This window comes from Micrococcus sp. CS26 (assembly GCF_055522295.1).
In genome coordinates this window covers 1-18,659 of sequence record NZ_JBVFVY010000016.1, presented here as the reverse complement: position 1 = coordinate 18,659, position 18,659 = coordinate 1, and the positions used below count along the sequence as shown (strand labels likewise).

The following is an 18,659-nucleotide window of genomic DNA, read 5'->3' as shown; positions in this document are numbered from 1 at the left end:
GGGGCCGTGCGACGGGACGGTCAGTCGTCGCCCTTGGACCCCAGCGTGGTCTTGGAGACCAGCATGAGGAACTCGGCGTTGGACGCGGTGTCCTTGATCTTGTTGGTGAGCAGGTCGAGGGCCTGCTGCTGCTCGAGGCCGGAGAGCACCCGGCGCAGCTTCCACATGATCTTGACCTCCTCCTGCGAGAGCAGGGCCTCCTCGCGGCGGGTGCCGGACGCGTTGACGTCCACCGCCGGGAAGATGCGGCGCTCCGCGAGGTGGCGGGACAGGCGCAGCTCCATGTTGCCGGTGCCCTTGAACTCCTCGAAGATCACCTCGTCCATGCGCGAGCCGGTCTCGACCAGCGCTGTGGCCAGGATGGTCAGCGAGCCGCCGTTCTCGATGTTGCGGGCGGCGCCGAAGAACTTCTTCGGCGGGTACAGCGCCGAGGAGTCCACACCGCCGGAGAGGATGCGGCCCGAGGCCGGGGCGGCCAGGTTGTAGGCGCGGCCCAGGCGGGTCATGGAGTCGAGCAGCACGACGACGTCGCGGCCCATCTCCACGAGGCGCTTGGCGCGCTCGATGGCCAGCTCGGCGAGAGTGGTGTGGTCGTCCGCCGGGCGGTCGAACGTGGAGGCGATGACCTCGCCGTCCACCGACCGCTGCATGTCGGTGACCTCCTCGGGGCGCTCGTCGACGAGCACCATCATGAGGTGGACCTCGGGGTTGTTCGTCTTGATCGCGTTGGCGATCGACTGCAGGATCATCGTCTTGCCGGCCTTGGGCGGGGAGACGATGAGGCCACGCTGGCCCTTGCCGATGGGGCTGACCAGATCGATCACGCGGGGGCCGATCAGCTTGGGATCGGTCTCCAGGCGCAGGCGCTCCTGCGGGTACAGGGGCACGAGCTTGCCGAACTCCACGCGCTGCGGGTGCTCGACGGCGGGCTGACCGTTGACCGAGGAGATCTTCACCAGGGCGTTGAACTTCTGACGGTTGGAGCCGCCACCGTGGTGCTGCTGCTTCTCGCCGTCGCGCGGGGCGCGGATCGCGCCGACGACGGCGTCGCCCTTGCGCAGACCGTACTTCTTCACCATGGCCAGGGAGACGTAGACGTCGTTCGGGCCCGGCAGGTAGCCGGAGGTGCGGACAAACGCGTAGTTGTCCAGCACGTCGAGGATGCCGGCCACGGGCTGCAGGACGTCGTCCTCAGTCAGCTCGGTCTCGTCGACCTCGGGGCCGCCGCGGCCACGGCGGTTGCGGCCGCGCTCGTTGCGGTTGCGGCGGTTGCGACGGTTGCGGCCGCCCTCGTCGTCGCGGTCGTCGCGGCGGCTGCGGTCCCCGCGTCCGCCGTCGCCCCGGCCGCCGTCCTCGGACTTGTCGCCGCGCTGCTCGCGGGAGCCGTCGCGGCCGTTCTCACGGTCCCGATTGTTCTCGCGGCCGTTCTCGCGGTCGCGGCCGTTGTCGCGGTCCCGCCCGTTGCGGCCGTTGCGGCCGCGGCCGTTCTCGCGCCCGTTGTCATCACGGTCCTCCCGGTCGCCGCGGCGGTCCGCGTCGGCGCCGTCCTCGCCCTGGGCGCCGTCGGAGCGACGGTCCTGACCCTGCTGGGCGTCGTCGTCGCCGGCGCGGCGGCGGCCGCGGGAACGGCGCTCGGACTGCGGGCGGTCCTCGCCCTCGTCGCGGGTCTCGGACCCCCCGGACCGATCCTGGTCCGAGGCGGTCTCCCGGGGGCCCTGCTCGGTCTGGGCCTCGCGGGCCTCGGCCTGGGGCTGCCCGTCCTGGGCGACGGCGGCCGGAGCGGAGGTGTCGGCGTCGGCGCGGCGCGAGCGGCGGCGGGCCGGGCGCTCGGCGGCCGGGGCGGCGTCCTGAGAGGACGCGGCCGCCGGGACGGCCTCGGCGGCGGGGGCCGCGGGGGCCTGGGCCGCGCGCTCGGCGGCGTCGCGGTCCGCCACGGAGCCGCCGCGCTGGTGGTCGGAGATCGCGGTCACCAGGTCGGCCTTGCGCATGCGCGAGCCGCCGGCGATGCCGAGCTGGGAGGCCAGGGCCTGGAGCTGGGCGAGCTTGAGCGAGGCCAGGCCACCGCCGTTCGTCGGCGTGGTCTGTTCCGTGGATTCGGTCACGAAGGTTCCTTCTCCCTCGAATGCGGCCCGGCGGCGCGTGGCGCGTCGGGCTGCGGTGTGCATCCGGTCGGGCCGCGCAGCGGCGCCCCAGAAAACCGGGTTTCATGGTGTGAACTCAGCAGTGGCGCCTCCCCTGATCGTGCGCAGTCGCTGCGTGACGGGGCGGAGGCGTCCGGACTCGACCGAGCCGGAGCGGATCCCGCACGCCGGCCGTGCGCAGCACGGGATGGATCGCGGCGGGGTTCCGGCCGACGGCGCACGGTGCGTCCGGCCGTCACAGGCCCGGGCACCGGAGACCCGGGCCGCGCGAGGCGGTGGGGTCAGCCGTGGTGGAGTGATTCCACCCTAACACCGTCCACGGCCACGCACGGCACCAGCACGCGCCAGGCGGCCGCCCCGTCCGCCGTCAGAGCACGCGCCGCCTCCGTGGCGTGCTCGGCCGCCTGGACGCCGTCGCACAGCGCGAGCACCGTGGGACCCGCGCCGGAGACGACGGCGGCGTGGCCGCGCTCGCGCAGCCCCGCGACCAGTGCGGCGCTGGCCGGCATGGTCACGGCGCGCGGCTCCTGGTGCAGCCAGTCGCGCGTGGCGGCCGGCAGCAGCGCGGGGTCCTCCGCCAGCGCGTGGACGAGCAGCGCGGCACGGCCGGCCTGGGCCGCCGCCACGGCGTGGGGCACCTCGGCGGGCAGCACGCCCCGGGCGACGTGGGTGGACAGCTCGGTGTCCGGGATCGCGACCACCGGCACCACGCGCTCGTGCAGCCGCAGCCGCGCCGTGGCCGGGCCGGGGACGTCGTCACGGGTCCAGGAGACGGTGGCCCCGCCCACGAGCGCGGGGGCGACGTTGTCCGGGTGCCCCTCGAAGCGGGTGGCCGCCTCGAGCAGGTCCGCGGGCGCCCGGCGCAGCGCGGCCGGCAGCAGGGCCTCGGCCGCGGCGTAGGCCGCGACGACGGCGGCCGCGGACGAGCCGAGTCCGCGGGCGTGCGGGATCCGGTTCACGGCGCGCAGGTGCAGCCCCGGCGCGGTGAACCCGCGGTCCCGCAGGTGCTCGTGCGCCAGGCGCAGGATCAGGTGCGCGCCGTCCCGCGGCAGGGTGGCCGCGCCCTCCCCCTCGACCTCCGCGACGTCGGGGCCCGCCACGACCGTGAGCGTCACCTCGTCGCGCAGCTCCAGGGCCAGGCCCATCGAGTCGAAGCCGGGGCCGAGGTTGGCGGAGGTGGCGGGGACGGAGACGGACGCGGCGGTCCCGGGCGCCAGCGGCTGCGGTGCGGCCATGGCTCAGCTCAGGCCGAGGGCCTGGGCGACGGTGACCACGTCGAACGGCACCGAGCGCGGGGTCACGTCGGCGCCGTCGGCGCCGCGCAGGGCCCACTGCGGGTCCTTGAGGCCGTGGCCGGTGACGGTGATGACCCAGCTCTTGCCGGCCGGCACGTTCCCGGCGGCGTGGTGCTTGAGCAGCCCGGCGACGCCGGCGGCGGAGGCGGGCTCGACGAACACGCCCTCCTTCGCGGAGAGCCAGCGATGGGCCTCGAGGATCTCCTCGTCCGTGACGGAGTCGATCATCCCGCCGGACTCGTCGCGGGCGGCCTCGGCCTGCTCCCACGAGGCCGGGTTGCCGATCCGGATGGCGGTGGCGATCGTGTCCGGGTCGGTCACGGGGTGGCCCTGGACGATCGGGGCGGCGCCCGCGGCCTGGAAGCCCCACATCACGGGGGTCTTCGTGGCCACCGCGGGCAGCTCGGCGTCCGAGGCGCCCTCGTGCGGGTTCACGTAGGGGGCGGCGTACTCGCGGTAGCCCTTCCAGTACGCGGTGATGTTGCCCGCGTTGCCCACGGGCAGCAGGTGGTAGTCCGGGGCGTCGCCGAGGGTGTCCACGACCTCGAACGCGCCGGTCTTCTGCCCCTCGATGCGGGCCGGGTTGACGGAGTTCACGAGGAACACGGGGTAGTTCTCGGCCAGCTTGCGGGCCACCTCGAGGCAGTCGTCGAAGTTGCCCTGCACCTGGAGGATCTCCGCGCCGTGGGCCACGGCCTGGGACATCTTGCCCATCGAGATCTTCCCCTCGGGCACGAGCACGGCGCACGTGATCCCGGCCTGCGCGGCGTAGGCCGCCGCCGAGGCGGACGTGTTGCCGGTGGACGCGCAGACGACGGCCTTCGCGCCGTCAGCGACGGCGGCGGTGATCGCCATGGTCATGCCGCGGTCCTTGAAGGAGCCGGTCGGGTTCATGCCCTCGAACTTCACGTGCACGGTGCCCTGCACCAGCTCGGAGAGGTGGGGGGCGTGGATGAGCGGGGTGCCGCCCTCGCCGAGGGTGATCACGCGCGTGTCCTCGGTGACGGGCAGGCGGTCGGCGTACTCGCGGACGACGCCGCGCCACTGGTGGGCCATGGGTCAGTTCCCTTCGACTCGGAGGACGGACGCCACCTCGTGGACGACGTCCAGGGCGGCGAGCGCCCCGACGGTGGCGTCGAGGTCGCGCTGCCGCGCACGGTGGGTGATCAGCCGCAGGGACGCGCCGGGGGCGTCCTCGCGCTCAGATGGGACCTGACGCAACGTCTCGATGGAGACGCCGTGCTCCTCGAACACCCCGGCGACGCGGCGCAGCACACCGGGCTGGTCCGCCGCGCGCAGCACGACCATGAAGGAGGTGTGGGCCTCGGCCGGGTCCAGGGCGGGCAGGGCGGTGACGGGGGTGCGCAGGCGCGCCGGGCCGCCGCGCACGATGCGCTGGGCGATCGAGACGACGTCGCCCATCACCGCGGAGGCGGTGGGGGCGCCGCCGGCGCCGGGACCGTAGAACATGAGCTCGCCGGCGTTGTCGGCCTCCACGAAGACGGCGTTGAACGCCCCGCGCACGGAGGCCAGCGGGTGCTCCCGCGGCAGCAGGGTGGGGTGCACGCGCAGGACCGCGCCCTCGGCGCCGTCGGCGGCGCGGCCGCGCTCGGCGATCGCCAGCAGCTTGATGACGTAGCCCGCCTCCGCGGCGGCGGCGTTGTCCTCGGCCGTGATCGCGGTGATGCCCGCGACGGCCACCTGGTCCAGTGTGTACGGCGCCCCGAACGCGATGGTCGCCAGGATCGCGGCCTTCGCGGCGGCGTCGTGGCCCTCGACGTCGGCGGTCGGGTCGGCCTCGGCGTAGCCGAGCCGCTGGGCCTCGGCGAGGGCGTCGTCGAAGTCCGCCCCCTCGGAGTCCATCCGGTCGAGGATGAAGTTGGTGGTGCCGTTGGCGATGCCCATCACGCGGGTGACGCGGTCGCCGCCCAGGGAGTCGCGCAGCGGGCGCAGGATCGGGATGGCGCCGGCGACGGCGGCCTCGAAGCTGAGCTGCGCGCCGGTGGCGGCGGCCGCGGCGTACAGCTCCTCGCCGTGCTGGGCCAGCAGTGCCTTGTTGCCGGTCACCACGGACGTGCCGGCGGCCAGGGCGCGCAGGATCAGGGTGCGGGCCGGCTCGATGCCGCCCATCAGCTCGATGACGACGTCCGCGCCGTCCACGAGCGCCTCGGCGTCGGTCGTGTAGAGCGCCGGGTCCGCCTGCCAGTCGCGCGTCGCGCCCGTGTCCCGCACCGCGATGCCCGTGAGCTCGAGGTCGGCGCCCACGCGGTCCCGCAGGATGTCGGCGTCCTCGGTGAGGATCCGGGCGGTCTGGGACCCCACGGTCCCGCCGCCCAGCAGGGCGACCTTGAGTGCGGTGGGGGCGTCGGTGTGCTGGGGCATGGTCCTCCGTGATCCAGGGTGGGTCGGGCCCGCGCGACCGCGCGGCCCGGCTGGCCTCGAATCTAGCGCGGCGCCCCGGCCCGTCCCACCGCGCGACACTCGGTGTCCGCAGAGCGGGACGGACCCACCCGGGCCCGAGGCCGACGGCCGGGTGCGCCTCGCCCGCGTCCTCAGCGGGCGAGGCGCGGATCGGCCTCGCGGGCGAACAGGTCCTCCTGCGTCTCGCGGCGGATGATCACCCGCGCCTGCCCGCCGGAGACCGCGACGACGGCCGGGCGGGCCAGCGCGTTGTAGTTCGAGGACATCACGTGCGTGTACGCGCCCGTGGCCGGCACGGCCAGCAGGTCGCCGCGGCCCAGGTCGGCCGGCAGGTACACGTCGCGGACCAGGATGTCGCCGGACTCACAGTGCTTGCCCACCACACGGGAGAGCGCCGGCTCGGCCTCCGAGGTGCGGCGCGCGGAGACGGCGGTGTAGTCGGCGTCGTAGAGCACGGGACGCGGGTTGTCGGACATGCCGCCGTCCACGGCGACGTAGCGGCGGGCCGCGGTGCCGCCGTCGGGGGCGTCCGCGTCCACGGTCTTGGTCACCCCGACCGTGTAGAGGGTCAGCCCCGCGGGGCCCGAGATGGCCCGCCCCGGCTCGAGCGAGACCCGCGGGCACCTCAGGCCGAGGCGCTCGACGGTCTTCTGGACGTCGTCGGCGAGGGCGTCGGCGATCTCCGCGGCCGGGCGCGGCTCGTCCACGGCCGTGTAGGCGATGCCGTGGCCGCCGCCGAGGTCGAGCTCGGCCAGCTCCACCCCGTGCTCGGCCTTGATCTCGGCGAGGAACTCGAGCACGCGTCCGGCCGCCAGCCCGAAGCCCTCGGCCTCGAAGATCTGGGACCCGATGTGGCAGTGCACGCCCAGCAGGTCGATCGACTCGGCCGCCAGGGCCGCGGCCACGGCGACGGCGGCCGGCGAGCGGCCGGCCACGTTGCCGTCCCGGTCGGTGGACGCCGGGGCCAGGGAGAGCCCGAACTTCTGGTCCTCGTGCGCGGTGGCGATGAAGTCGTGGGTGTGCGCGTGCACGCCCGGGGTCAGCCGGAGCATCACGGGGGCGCGGCGGCCGGCCTCGGCCGCGAGCGCGGCCAGGTGGGTGAGCTCGTCGAGCGAGTCCACGATGATCCGGCCCACGCCCGCCTCGAGGGCGGTGCGCAGCTCGGCGTCCGACTTGTTGTTGCCGTGCAGGCCGATGTGGGCCGGGTCGACGCCGGCGGCCAGCGCGATCGCCAGCTCACCGCCGGAGGCGGTGTCCACGCGCAGGCCCTCCTCGGCCGCCCAGCGGGCGGTGGAGAGGGTGAGCATGGACTTGCCGGCGTAGTAGACGTCCGCTCCCCCGCACAGGTCGGCGAACGCGGTGTCGAAGCCCTCGCGGAACGCGCGGGCGCGGGCGCGGAAGTCGTCCTCGTCCACCACGAGCAGCGGCGTGCCGAACTCCGCGGCGAGCGCGCTCGCGCGCAGGCCCTGGACGGTGAGCTCGCCGTCGGCGGCGCGGTCCACGCCGGCGGCCCACAGGCCGGGCACGAGCGCGTCCGGGTCCCCCGGCGCGGGGAGCCAGGCGGGGGCGAGCGGGGAGGCGGGGGCGGGCTGCGGCGTCGTCATCCGGGCGCTCACATCTTCTCCGGGGCGGTCACGCCGAGCAGGCCGAGGCCGTTGGCCAGCACCTGGGCGGTGGCGTCGTTGAGCCACAGGCGGGTGCGGTTGAGGGTCTCGACGGGACGCGGCGTCCCGTCGTCGGTGGGCAGGGGCACGATGCGGCAGGCTGCGTACCACGAGTGGTAGGCCCCGGCGATCACCTCGAGGTGTCGGGCCACGCGGTGGGGCTCGCGCAGGCGCGCCGCCGCGCCGACGACGGCCGGGAACTCCGCCAGCTGGGCCAGCAGCTCCGACTCGGTGGCGTGGGTGAGCAGGGCGGCGTCGAACTCGGAGCGGTCCACGCCGTGGGCCTGCGCGGTGCGCGCCGCGCCCGAGGCGCGGGCGTGGGCGTACTGCACGTAGTAGACGGGGTTGTCGTTCGTGGCGGAGCGCAGCAGCTCGGGGTCGATCGTCAGGGGCGAGTCCGCGGGGTAGCGGGCCAGGTCGTAGCGCAGGGCGTCGCGGCCGAGCCACTCCACGAGGTCCTTGAGCTCGATGATGTTGCCGGCGCGCTTGGAGAGCTTCGCGCCGTTGACCGAGATGAGCTGGCCGATGAGGATCTCGATGTTCGTCGCGGGGTCGTCGCCGGCGGCGGCGGCGATCGCCTTGAGGCGGTTCACGTAGCCGTGGTGGTCGGCGCCGAGCAGGTACACCTTCTCCTCGAAGCCGCGGTCGCGCTTGTGGAGGTAGTAGGCGGCGTCGGCGGCGAAGTAGGTGGGCTCGCCGTTGGCGCGGATGAGCACGCGGTCCTTGTCGTCGCCGAAGTCGGTGGTCTTGAGCCACACGGCGCCCTCGCGGTCCTCGATGTGGCCCTGCTCGCGCAGCCGCTGCACGGCCTGGTCGATCGCGCCGGAGTCGTGGAGCGTCTGCTCCGAGGTGAACACGTCGAAGTGCACGTCGAAGGCGGCGAGCGTGTCCTTGATGTCCTGCATCTGGAGCCGGTACGCGGCCTCGCGGACCACCGGGCGGGCGGCCTCGTCCGTCAGCTCACGCACGTCCGGGTGCTCGAGGGCGACGGCGTCGGCCAGCTCCTGCACGTACGCGCCCGGGTAGCCGCCCGCGGGGACGTCGCGGCCGTGCAGGCGGGCGAGGACCGAGTCGGCGAACACGTTCATCTGGTTGCCGGCGTCGTTGACGTAGTACTCGGCGGTGACGTCCGCGCCCGAGGCGCGCAGCAGGCGGGCGATCGCGTCGCCCAGCGCGGCCCAGCGGGTGTGGCCGATGTGCAGCGGGCCGGTGGGGTTGGCGGAGACGAACTCCATGTTCACGGTGTGCCCGGCCAGGGCGTCGTTGCGGCCGTACTCCGGGCCGGCCTCGACGATCTCGCGGGCCAGGGCACCGGCCGAGGCCGCGTCCAGGGTGACGTTGAGGAAGCCGGGGCCGGCGACGTCGACGGCGGCGATGCCCGGCTTCCCGGTCAGGCGCTCGGCCACGAGCCCGGCGAGGTCGCGCGGGGCCATCCCGGCCTTCTTGCCCAGCTGGAGGGCGACGTTGGTGGCCCAGTCGCCGTGCTCGCGGCTGCGGGGTCGCTCCACCTTCACGCGCGCGGGGGTGATCTCCTCCCGCAGCGCGGCGGGGAGGTCACCGGCATCGACGGCGTCGGTGAGGACAGCGGACAGCAGGGCGGAGAGGTCTTCGGGCTTCACCCGCGCAAGTCTACGGAAGGGCCGCCGCGCCCGTGCGCGTGCGAACGAACCCTGCGAGATGGCCCCCTCCGGCCCGCGGTGGGGGCCATCTCGCAGGGTTCGTCGGGATGGGGGTCAGGCGGGCCAGGCGGCGAGGCCGCCGGCGAGGGACAGGACGCGCCCGCCGGCGCTCGGGTCGGCCCCGACGACGGCGTCCCGCGCCCGGGCCGAGCGGGCTCCGGCGGCGCAGTAGACCACCAGGACGCGGTCCTGCCCGGGCGCGAGGGCCGCCGGCTCCGCGAGGACGGCCTCGAGCGGGACGTGCCGATCGGCCACCGTCGCGGGGGCCTCGACCCGGCGCAGGCGGCGCTCCCAGTCCTCGCGGACGTCGAGCAGGGTGAGGGACGCGGCCCGGGCGGGGTCGGCGAGCAGGGCGGCCAGCGCGGCGGGGGCGATCTCCCCGCCCGCGGCGCCGCACGCCTCCGCCGAGCCGGGGGCGCCGGCGTCGTCCGGGCGGGGGGCCTGGTCCGCGTGGGCGGACAGGTCCGTCACGGGGGTCCGCTCGGGGTCGGGCACGAGCCGCAGCTCACGGAAGCGCATCGTCAGGGCGTCCACGGAGAGCAGCCGCCCGACCAGGGGCTCACCCACCCCGGAGAGCAGCTTGATCGCCTCGGCCGCCATGAGGGAGCCGATGATCCCGGGCAGCACCCCGAGCACTCCGGCCTGCGCGCACGAGGGCGCCTCGCCGGGTTCGGGCCGCTCCGGGAACACGTCCCGGTACAGCGGCCCGCCCGGGGCGAACACGCTCACCTGCCCCGCGAACCGCAGGATCGCGCCCCACACCACGGGCACGCCCGCGATCTCGCACGCGTCGGCCACGAGGTAGCGGGTCGCGTAGTTGTCCGTGCCGTCGAGCACGAGGTCCACGGCGCCGACCCGTTCGAGCGCGTTGGCCGCGGTCAGGCGTTCGCGGTGCTCGACCACGCGCACCTCGGGGTGCAGGCCGCGCATCGTCGCGGCGGCGGAGGCGGTCTTGGGGCGGCCGAGGTCCGCCTCGGCGTGGATCACCTGGCGGTGCAGGTTGGAGCGGTCCACCATGTCGTCGTCGATCACGTGGACCTCCCCCACGCCCGCGGCGGCGAGGTAGGTCAGCACGGGCGCCCCGAGGCCGCCGGCGCCGACCACGAGGACGCGGGAGCGCAGCAGCGCCAGCTGGGCCTCGGGGCCGAAGCCGTCCAGGCTCAGGTGGCGGGCGAAGCGCTCCAGCTGGGTGTCGGACAGCGCGGTGAGGTCGCGGGGCTCGCGGGCGGCGGTCACCGCTCGTCCTCCTCGGCCGTGACCCGCCCGGCCATCGGCGAGGAGGCCAGGGCGTGCTCGCGGCGCGGGATGCGCCCGGCACGGCGGGCGTGGAAGCCCGCCTCGAGCGCGAGCCGGCACGCGTGGGCCATGCGGGCGGGCTCGGCGGCGCGCGTGATCGCCGAGGCGGCGAGCACGGCGTCGCAGCCGGCCTCCATCGCCAGGGCGACGTCCGAGGCGGTGCCCACGCCGGCGTCGAGCACGATCGGCACGGAGGCGCGGGAGACGATCAGCTCCAGGTGTGCGCGGTTGAGGATGCCCAGCCCCGAGCCGATCGGCGAGCCCAGCGGCATGACGGCGGCGGCGCCGGCCTGCTCGAGGCGCAGCGCCATGGCGGGGTCGTCCGAGGTGTAGGCCAGGACGGTGAAGCCGTCGGCGGCGAGCCGCTCGGTGGCCTCGAGGGTCTCGACGACGTCGGGCAGCAGGGTGCGCTCATCGGCGATGACCTCGACCTTCACGAGGTCGGTCTCGAGCGCCTCCCGGCCGAGCCGGGCGGTGAGCACGGCGTCCCGGGCGGTGTAGCAGCCGGCGGTGTTGGGCAGCACGTCGATGCCGAGGCGGTCCAGCAGCGCGACCAGGCCGTCACGGGTGTCCGCGGACCAGCGGCGCAGCGCCACGGTGGTGAGCGTGGTGCCGGAGGCGACGAGGGCGCCCTCGAGGGCGGTCAGGTCGGTGATGCCGCCCGTGCCCATGATGAGCCGGGAGGCCAGGTCGTAGCCGCCGATCCGCAGCGGCGGGATCGCGGGGGCGGCGGGCGGGGTGCGGTGCTCGGCCATCGCTCAGCCCCCCTGCACCGCGGTGACGACGTCGACCTCGTCCCCGGCGGCCAGCTCCCGGGTGGCCCAGGCCGACCGGGGCACGACCTCGCCGCCGACCGCCACGGCCACGCCGAGCCGCCGCCCGTCCGCGGCGGCGCCGTCCTCGCCGATCGCGCGCCCGGTGACGTGCGCGACGACGTCGCGGACGGTGGCCACGGCCAGCTCGGCGGGCTCTCCGTTGAGGGTCAGGGGGAGGGTGCTCATGCGATCTCCTTCAGGCGGGCGTGCAGCAGCTCGAGGATCCGCCCGGCCGCCCAGGGGGCGAGCAGGATCCCGTGACGGTGGAAGCCGGTGGCGACGACGGCGCCCGGAGCCTCGGGCACGGCGAGCACGCGCGGGGCGTCGTCGGGGGTGCCGGGGCGGGCGGCGGTGGTGATCTCGACCAGCTCGCACTCGCGGACGGCGGGCAGGATCGCGGCGGCGTCGGCGAGCAGGTCCAGCACGGCCCCGGCGGAGGTGCCGGCCAGGCCGTCCTCGCGGGCCGAGGCGCCGACCACGAGGGTGCCGTCCGCGCGGGGCACGAGGTAGACCTGGCGCCCGTGGACGAGGCCGCGGACGGTGCGGGTGATCAGGTGCGACTCCCCCGGCAGCAGCTGCTCGGGGCGCACCCGCAGACGCAGCACGTCGCCGTGGACGGGGCGCAGCGGGACCTCGACGGCGGTGGCCGCGCCGCCGATCCCGCGGTGGCCCAGGCCCGCGGCGAGGACCGCGCCGTCGGCGGTGAGGACGCCCCCGTCGGCCAGCGTGAGGCGCACCCCCTCGCCCTCCGGGCCGGCGGCGGTGACGCGTCCGGCCACGAACCGGGCGGCGGGTCCGGCGCCGACCGGGAGCGGGCCGCCGTCGGGTCCGGTCTCGGCGCGCAGGGCGGCGACGCAGGCGGCGGCGAGCCGTCGCGGGTCCACCTGATGGTCGTCCGGGGCGTCGAAGCCGGCGGCCAGGCCCGGGGCCAGGGCGGGCTCGGCGCGGCGCAGCGCGCGGACGGAGACGGGCTCGACCCGGCGACCGAGGATCGAGGCGTGCTCGAGCACGTGGTCCCAGGCGCGGGCGTCCGAGGGGTCCGCGGCCACGATCCAGGCGCCCTGTGCGAGGAAGCCCGTCTCCACATCGGTGAAGGCGGCGAGCAGGTCCACGAGGGCCGGGTAGGCCTCCCAGCCGGCCTGCAGCAGCGGGGCGAGGTCGTCCTGGCTGAACTGGGTCTCGGCGAGCGGCGCGAGCATCCCCGCCGCGGCGTGGGTGGCCCCGGCCACGGCGTGCGGGCGCCCGGCGGCGTCCAGCTCGGGGGCGATCAGGGTGACGGCGTGGCCTGCGGCACGCAGACGCACGGCGGCGGTGAGGCCGATGATCCCGGCCCCGACGACGGCCACGTGCACGGACCGGTCCTCCTCACGGCGGCATGACCCGCATCGAGTGGTGATGGTCGGCCGCGCCGGCGCGGTGCGCCCCTGCGGCCCTCTCAGCCCGGCGTGTGCGGCCCGGGCTCCCATGGAACAGCGGCCAGTCTGCCACAGTGGGCGCATGCACTCCCCCGATCCGCTCCTGATGACCGCGGCCGGCCGCGACGACGGCGGCACCGGCCCCGGCGCGCGCCGCCGCGCCCGCCTCGCCGCCTCCCGGCTGTACGTCTGCACCGACCTGCAGCGGTTCCTGCGCCCGGACGGCACGCTCGACACGGCCGCGTTCGCCGACTTCTGCGCGGCGGCGTTCCGCGGCGGAGTAGACGTGATCCAGGTGCGGGACAAGGCCGTGGACGTGGCGGTCGAGCTGGCCGCGTTCGCCACGCTCGTCCCGCTGGCCCGGGAGCACGGGGCGCTCTCGGCCGCCAACGACCGCGCCGACGTCGCCGCCCTGGCCGGGGTGGACGTGTTCCACACGGGCCAGACCGACCTGACCACCGCGCAGTGCCGCGCCCTGCTGGGCCCGGACGTGGTGCTCGGCCGCTCGTGCCACACCGGGGCGCAGGTGCGCACCGCCCGCGCGGAGGACGGCCTGGACTACTTCTGCACGGGGCCGGTGTGGGCGACGCCCACGAAGCCGGGCCGGGCCGCCGTCGGACTGGGGCTGCCGGCCCTCGCCGCGCGCCTGGACGTCGAGGACCTGGCGGGGGCGCGGCCGTGGTTCGCCATCGGCGGCGTCGACGCGGACCGGCTGCCCGAGGTCCGCGCGGCCGGGGCGGAGCGGATCGTGGTGGTCCGCGCCGTGACGCAGGCCGAGGACCCCGAGGCCGCGGCCCGGACGCTGCGCGCGGGCCTGCGCGACTGACGCGCCCCGCGGGGAGGTCACGGACGGGCCGTCCTGATGGTGTAGAGTCGTCGAGTCCGCAACGCGCTCGACGCGCTGCGACCCCCGCCTCCGTAGCTCAGGGGATAGAGCGTCTGCCTCCGGAGCAGAAGGCCGCAGGTTCGAATCCTGCCGGGGGCACGAGCGAACAGAGCCGGACCCCCGTGGCGACACGGTGGTCCGGCTCTTCTGCGTTCTGCGGACCCGGACGCTCGAGCGGAGCGGGAGGTCCGGGTCACCGGCATTCGAGGCGGGAAATCGACCTCATGGGACGTCCCGAGGTGCGTATTCGCCGGATTTCCCGCCTCGAACGTGTCGAAGCCCGGAGGTCCCGCCCTCAGCCCCGCTGCGCATGACCGTGGTCGACGGGCCCGTGCCACGTCGGCCGCGAGGCGTCCCCGACCGCGAGCGCCTCCCCCGCCCGCATCGCGTCGGCCAGCCACGGCTTGGCTCGCTCGAGTGCGTCCTCCCAGCTCAGGCCCGCCCCGGCCAGCGTGGCCAGGGCCGAGGAGAGGGTGCAGCCGGTGCCGTGCGAGGCGCGGGTCGTCACGCGCGGGCCGCGCACCTCGTGCACGGCTCCGTCCACGCGCACGACGGCGTCCGGCACCTCCGCCGCTGCGGCCTCGGGCGCCTCGGTCTCGTCCAGGTGCCCGCCCTTGAGCAGCACCGTCACCCCGTGCTCGGCGGCCAGGCCCCGCGCCGCGTCGAGGGCGGCGTCCCAGCCCGTCGCGTCCCGCCCGGTCAGCCGGGCCAGCTCGGGCAGGTTGGGGGTCACCAGGTGCGCCGCCCGCAGCAGCCGGGACCACGCGGCGCGCCCGTCGTCGTCGCCCACCGCGGTGAGAGCGTCACCGCTCGAGGCCACCATGACCGGGTCCAGCACGACGACGACGGCGGGCAGGGTCTCCTCGAGCCAGCCGGCGACGGCCCGCATGAGCTCCACCGTGCCGAGCATGCCGATCTTCACGGCGTCCACGGCGATGTCGGCGGCGACCGAGTCGAGCTGGGCGCGCACCACGTCCACCGGCAGCGGGTGGACGGCCTGCACGCCCTGCGTGTTCTGGGCGGTGATCGCGGTGATCGCGGTCATCCCGTAGCCGCCCCACGCGGCGATGGTCTTCAAGTCGGCCTGGACACCGGCGCCGCCGCCGGAGTCGGAGCCGGCGATGCTGAGCACGCGGGGGACGGCGGGGGTCATGCGGGGGCTCCTTCGGGTCGGGGCGGATCGGCCGTCCGGGCCGGGCCGATCCCGCCCATGAGAATGTAGTCGCATGTCCCACGTCACAGAGAGCTCTCCCGCGCACCCCGGCCAAGCCGAGGAGTCGGCGCCGCTGCGGCCGACCTCCCCGCTCGGGATCGCCGCCACGTTCATCGGCACCACCATCGGCGCCGGGTACGCCTCGGGCAACGAGATCCTGCAGTACTTCGTGAGCTTCGGCCTCTGGGGCGGCACGGGGGCGCTCGTGATCGCCGGCGCGCTGTTCTTCCTGCTCGCGGTGATCGTGCTGCGGCTGGCGCAGAAGCTGCGGACCACGGACATCCACCGGATCGTGAACCCCACGACGTCGCGCGTGCCCACCTGGTTCGCGGACCTGTGCATCACCACGTCCCTGCTGGGGACGCTGGTGATCATGCTGGCCGGGGCCGGGGCGGCGGTGCACACCGCGTTCGGGCTGCCCTCGCTCGTGGGCTCGCTGGTGATGGCCGCCGTCTGCGTGGTCTCGGTGCTGGCCGGCATCACGGGCCTCGTGCGCGTCCAGGCCGTGGTGGTCCCCCTGATCATCGTGGTCGCCGTCGGCGTCGCGGTGTGGGGGTTGGCGAACCCGGGGGCCGCGGTGGACGACGTCGCCGCGCTCGTGACCTCGTCCCCGCTGATCAACCAGTGGTGGCTCTCGGGCGTGCTGTACGTGGCCTTCAACATCCAGCTGGCCTACGCGGTGCTCGCCCCGATCGGCGAGGAGAGCTCCTCGTCGGGCCGCTCCCTCGTCGCCGGGGCCGGGCTCGGGGCACTGGGCCTCGTGGTGATGGCCGGCGCGGTGATGGCCGCGCTGACCGTCCACGCCCAGCTCATCGGCCGTGCCGAGCTGCCCATGGTCGAGCTGGCCGCGATGATCGGCGGCTGGGCCGCCCTGCTGTACACGGTCGTCCTGCTGCTGGCGCAGTTCACGACGGCGGTCTCGTGCCTGTACGGCGGGGTGGAGCGCATCGCCCTGCTGTCCTCGATGCGCCGCGTGCCGGGCTGGGTCATCGCCGTCGTCACGGCCCTGGCCGCCACCCTGCTCTCGAGCGTCGGCTTCTCCGACCTCGTGGGCACCGTCTACCCCGTCCTCGGCTACGCCGGCATCGTCATCATCGTGATGCTGGTCGTGACGTGGATCGTCGAGCGCACCACGGTACGCCGGCGGGCGGCCCGCGCGGCGCGCGCCTGAGCGGCCCGCCGCATGGCCGCTGCCGACGGCGGTGAGGCCCCGCAGGGGACGTGCTAGGGTCGTTCGCATCCCACGGGAGCCCCACGGCACGGGGCTGAGACCGGGCTGACGCCGCCCGGAGACCGTCTGAACCTGTCCGGGTCATTCCGGCGAAGGAAGAAGGAGCCGCGGCCATGTCCGTTTCCGAGCGCACCCCCCTGCCCGCAGCCGAGTCGACGGCCGAGGTCGTCGCCGAGGAGAACTACCCCACGCACCGTCTGGGCTGGCTCGAGGACGCCGAGCACGGCATCCGCGTGCCCGTCACCGAGGTCCACCAGGACGACTCCCCCGACGGCACGCCCAATGCGCCCCTGACCGTCTACCGCACCATGGGCCCGGGCTCCGTGCCCGAGCGCGGCCTGCCCGCCCAGCGCGCCGAGTGGATCCGCGCCCGCGGCGACGTCGAGGAGTACGAGGGCCGCGAGCGCGACCTGCTCGACGACGGCCGCTCGGCCGTGCGCCGCGGCGCCGCCTCACAGGAGTGGGCCGGCGAGCGCCGCCCCCCGCTGCGCGCCAAGGAGGGCGCGCGCGTCACCCAGATGCACTACGCCCGGCGCGGCGAGATCACCCCGGAGATGCGCTACGTCGCCCTGCGCGAGGGCGTGGACGTGGAGCTGGTGCGCTCCGAGGTCGCGGCCGGCCGCGCCATCATTCCGGCGAACGTGAACCACCCCGAGTCGGAGCCGATGATCATCGGCAAGGCGTTCGCCGTGAAGGTCAACGCGAACATCGGCAACTCGGCGGTGACGTCGTCGATCGCCGAGGAGGTCTCGAAGCTGCAGTGGGCCACCCGCTGGGGCGCGGACACCGTGATGGACCTGTCCACGGGCGACGACATCCACACCACCCGCGAGTGGATCCTGCGCAACTCCCCGGTGCCGATCGGCACCGTGCCGATCTACCAGGCCCTCGAGAAGGTCGGCGGCGACCACCAGGCCCTGACCTGGGAGATCTTCCGCGACACCGTGATCGAGCAGTGCGAGCAGGGCGTGGACTACATGACCGTGCACGCCGGCGTGCTGCTGCGCCACGTGCCGCTGTCCGCGGACCGCGTGACCGGCATCGTCTCCCGCGGCGGCTCGATCATGGCCGGCTGGTGCCTGGGCCACCACAAGGAGAACTTCCTCTACGAGAACTACGACGAGCTCTGCGAGATCTTCGCGCGCTACGACGTCGCGTTCTCCCTGGGCGACGGCCTGCGGCCGGGCTCCGTGGCGGACGCCAACGACGCCGCCCAGTTCGCCGAGCTCGACACGCTCGCCGAGCTGACGGAGCGGGCGTGGGCGTACGACGTCCAGGTCATGGTGGAGGGCCCCGGCCACATCCCGCTGCACCTGGTGCGGGAGAACGTGGAGCGCCAGCAGGAGCTGTGCAAGGGCGCCCCGTTCTACACGCTCGGCCCCCTCGTCACGGACATCGCCCCGGCGTACGACCACATCACCTCGGCCATCGGCGCCACCGAGATCGCCCGCTACGGCACCGCGATGCTCTGCTATGTCACGCCCAAGGAGCACCTGGGCCTGCCGGACCGGGACGACGTGAAGACGGGCGTGATCACCTACAAGATCGCCGCGCACGCCGCCGACGTCGCCAAGGGCCACCCCGGCGCCCGCGACCGCGATGACGCGCTGTCCAAGGCGCGCTTCGAGTTCCGCTGGCGCGACCAGTTCGGCCTCGGCCTGGATCCGCAGCTCGCCGAGGAGTACCACGACGAGACGCTGCCGGCCGAGCCCGCCAAGACCGCCCACTTCTGCTCGATGTGCGGGCCGAAGTTCTGCTCCATGCGCATCAGCCAGGACATCCGCAGCGAGTTCGGCGGCGCGTCCGAGCAGGCGCGGATCGCCGAGGCCGGCATGGCCGCGAAGTCCGCGGAGTTCCGGGCCGCCGGCGGGTCCGTGTACCTGCCCGAGCCGACGATCCGCACCGCCTCGGACGCCTGAGGCCGGACGCGGGGTGAGGTGGGGCGGGATGGCCCGCCCCTGCGCCACCTGACGATCGCGTCATGACCTGAGGGCCGCCACCAGGTCATGACGCGATCGCCAGGACAAGGCCCTCCGGGACGGCGAAGGCGCGGCCCCACGGACGGGGCAGTGCGCTCGGTGGTCGATCGAGTGGTGATGCCTCTTGACTCACACACACACACTGGGCTCACTATTCCGTCAGGCCCCTGTGATGCGTGTCCCATTCGCCCACAGGAATTGAGTGGATGGAATATGACGTGAAAGTCGACATGACCCCGCCGGTCCGCACCCCAGGGGCGCTTCCCAGGTGAGGCATCATCCAGCCGCTCAGCTCTCCTCGGGCCAGCCGTGATGACCCGGATGCTCGTCTCGAGATTCCTCCTTCTCCTGATCACGCTCGGAACAGCAGCGCTCCTCGCGTCCTACGTCGGGGTGGAGAAGGAGGAACGCTGGCGCATGGACGGCACGGTGTACGAGATCTCGGCATTCCCCGCTGGCGAGGCCTGGCCCATGATCCGGACGTCGCTGACGGGACCGGACTCCGGCTCTGCGGCCACGTCCACGAGCCCCCACGTGACTGCCCTCGCCGGCCGACCTGCTCTGGACGTGCTCCCGGATGGCGTCGCCCCGACCGCGGTCGTCCCCAGCACCTCCCCCTTTGCC

At 74.9% G+C, this 18,659-nt stretch carries 14 protein-coding genes, 1 tRNA gene and 1 pseudogene; 5 read left to right on the top strand and 11 right to left on the bottom strand.

The features are described 5' to 3' along the window. Positions 1–20 precede the first annotated feature (20 nt). The 10 genes from rho to ACZ1IK_RS08100 all read right to left on the bottom strand — a co-directional run bounded on the left by rho (position 21) and on the right by ACZ1IK_RS08100 (position 12,663). Positions 21–2,102: a transcription termination factor Rho gene (rho, locus tag ACZ1IK_RS08145; RefSeq protein ID WP_206481347.1), complete on the bottom strand. Its 2,082-nt coding sequence runs from the start codon at positions 2,100–2,102 to the stop codon at positions 21–23. 320 nt (positions 2,103–2,422) lie between these two features. Beyond that, complete coding sequence (thrB, locus tag ACZ1IK_RS08140; protein WP_041103240.1) at positions 2,423–3,376, bottom strand: homoserine kinase; 954 nt, start codon at positions 3,374–3,376, stop codon at positions 2,423–2,425. A gap of 3 nt (positions 3,377–3,379) precedes the next feature. After that, on the bottom strand, positions 3,380–4,492 hold the full coding sequence (thrC, locus tag ACZ1IK_RS08135) for a threonine synthase (RefSeq protein WP_036313078.1): 1,113 nt from the start codon (positions 4,490–4,492) through the stop codon (positions 3,380–3,382). Positions 4,493–4,495: 3 nt separating this feature from the next. Beyond that, positions 4,496–5,818: a homoserine dehydrogenase gene (locus tag ACZ1IK_RS08130; protein WP_049147165.1), complete on the bottom strand. Its 1,323-nt coding sequence runs from the start codon at positions 5,816–5,818 to the stop codon at positions 4,496–4,498. 170 nt (positions 5,819–5,988) lie between these two features. After that, positions 5,989–7,461, bottom strand: coding sequence for a diaminopimelate decarboxylase (lysA, locus tag ACZ1IK_RS08125; protein WP_134416587.1), 1,473 nt, complete (start codon positions 7,459–7,461; stop codon positions 5,989–5,991). A gap of 8 nt (positions 7,462–7,469) precedes the next feature. Next, the gene (gene argS / locus ACZ1IK_RS08120) at positions 7,470–9,140 is read right to left on the bottom strand and encodes an arginine--tRNA ligase (RefSeq protein ID WP_134416585.1); all 1,671 of its coding nucleotides are present in this window, start codon (positions 9,138–9,140) and stop codon (positions 7,470–7,472) included. Between the two features lie 114 nt (positions 9,141–9,254). Further along, positions 9,255–10,436 carry a molybdopterin-synthase adenylyltransferase MoeB gene (gene moeB / locus ACZ1IK_RS08115; protein WP_134416582.1) on the bottom strand — a complete coding sequence of 394 codons (1,182 nt, stop codon included), beginning with the start codon at positions 10,434–10,436 and terminating at the stop codon, positions 9,255–9,257. Further along, positions 10,433–11,251: a thiazole synthase gene (locus ACZ1IK_RS08110; RefSeq protein ID WP_036316581.1), complete on the bottom strand. Its 819-nt coding sequence runs from the start codon at positions 11,249–11,251 to the stop codon at positions 10,433–10,435. Before ACZ1IK_RS08110 ends, moeB begins: the two co-directional genes overlap by 4 nt. A 3-nt stretch (positions 11,252–11,254) precedes the next feature. Then, positions 11,255–11,497: a sulfur carrier protein ThiS gene (gene thiS / locus ACZ1IK_RS08105; protein WP_041105270.1), complete on the bottom strand. Its 243-nt coding sequence runs from the start codon at positions 11,495–11,497 to the stop codon at positions 11,255–11,257. Beyond that, positions 11,494–12,663, bottom strand: a complete 1,170-nt coding sequence (locus ACZ1IK_RS08100; protein ID WP_036316589.1) for an FAD-dependent oxidoreductase — start codon at positions 12,661–12,663, stop codon at positions 11,494–11,496. Before ACZ1IK_RS08100 ends, thiS begins: the two co-directional genes overlap by 4 nt. 145 nt (positions 12,664–12,808) lie before the next feature. Here ACZ1IK_RS08100 and thiE point away from each other — a divergent pair, with 145 nt between their 5' ends. Beyond that, on the top strand, positions 12,809–13,552 hold the full coding sequence (thiE, locus tag ACZ1IK_RS08095) for a thiamine phosphate synthase (RefSeq protein ID WP_135019787.1): 744 nt from the start codon (positions 12,809–12,811) through the stop codon (positions 13,550–13,552). A gap of 86 nt (positions 13,553–13,638) precedes the next feature. Further along, a tRNA-Arg gene (locus ACZ1IK_RS08090) sits at positions 13,639–13,711 on the top strand. Between the two features lie 196 nt (positions 13,712–13,907). Here ACZ1IK_RS08090 and thiD read toward each other — a convergent pair. Continuing rightward, positions 13,908–14,765: a bifunctional hydroxymethylpyrimidine kinase/phosphomethylpyrimidine kinase gene (gene thiD / locus ACZ1IK_RS08085; protein ID WP_036341380.1), complete on the bottom strand. Its 858-nt coding sequence runs from the start codon at positions 14,763–14,765 to the stop codon at positions 13,908–13,910. 73 nt (positions 14,766–14,838) lie between these two features. Here thiD and ACZ1IK_RS08080 point away from each other — a divergent pair, with 73 nt between their 5' ends. The 3 genes and pseudogenes from ACZ1IK_RS08080 to ACZ1IK_RS08070 all read left to right on the top strand — a co-directional run. Continuing rightward, on the top strand, positions 14,839–15,996 hold the full coding sequence (locus ACZ1IK_RS08080) for a YkvI family membrane protein (RefSeq protein ID WP_144786182.1): 1,158 nt from the start codon (positions 14,839–14,841) through the stop codon (positions 15,994–15,996). A 173-nt stretch (positions 15,997–16,169) separates the two neighbouring features. Then, complete coding sequence (gene thiC, locus ACZ1IK_RS08075) at positions 16,170–17,975, top strand: phosphomethylpyrimidine synthase ThiC (RefSeq protein ID WP_036341386.1); 1,806 nt, start codon at positions 16,170–16,172, stop codon at positions 17,973–17,975. 372 nt (positions 17,976–18,347) lie between these two features. Continuing rightward, positions 18,348–18,659, top strand: a pseudogene (locus ACZ1IK_RS08070) (hypothetical protein); the annotation flags it as partial.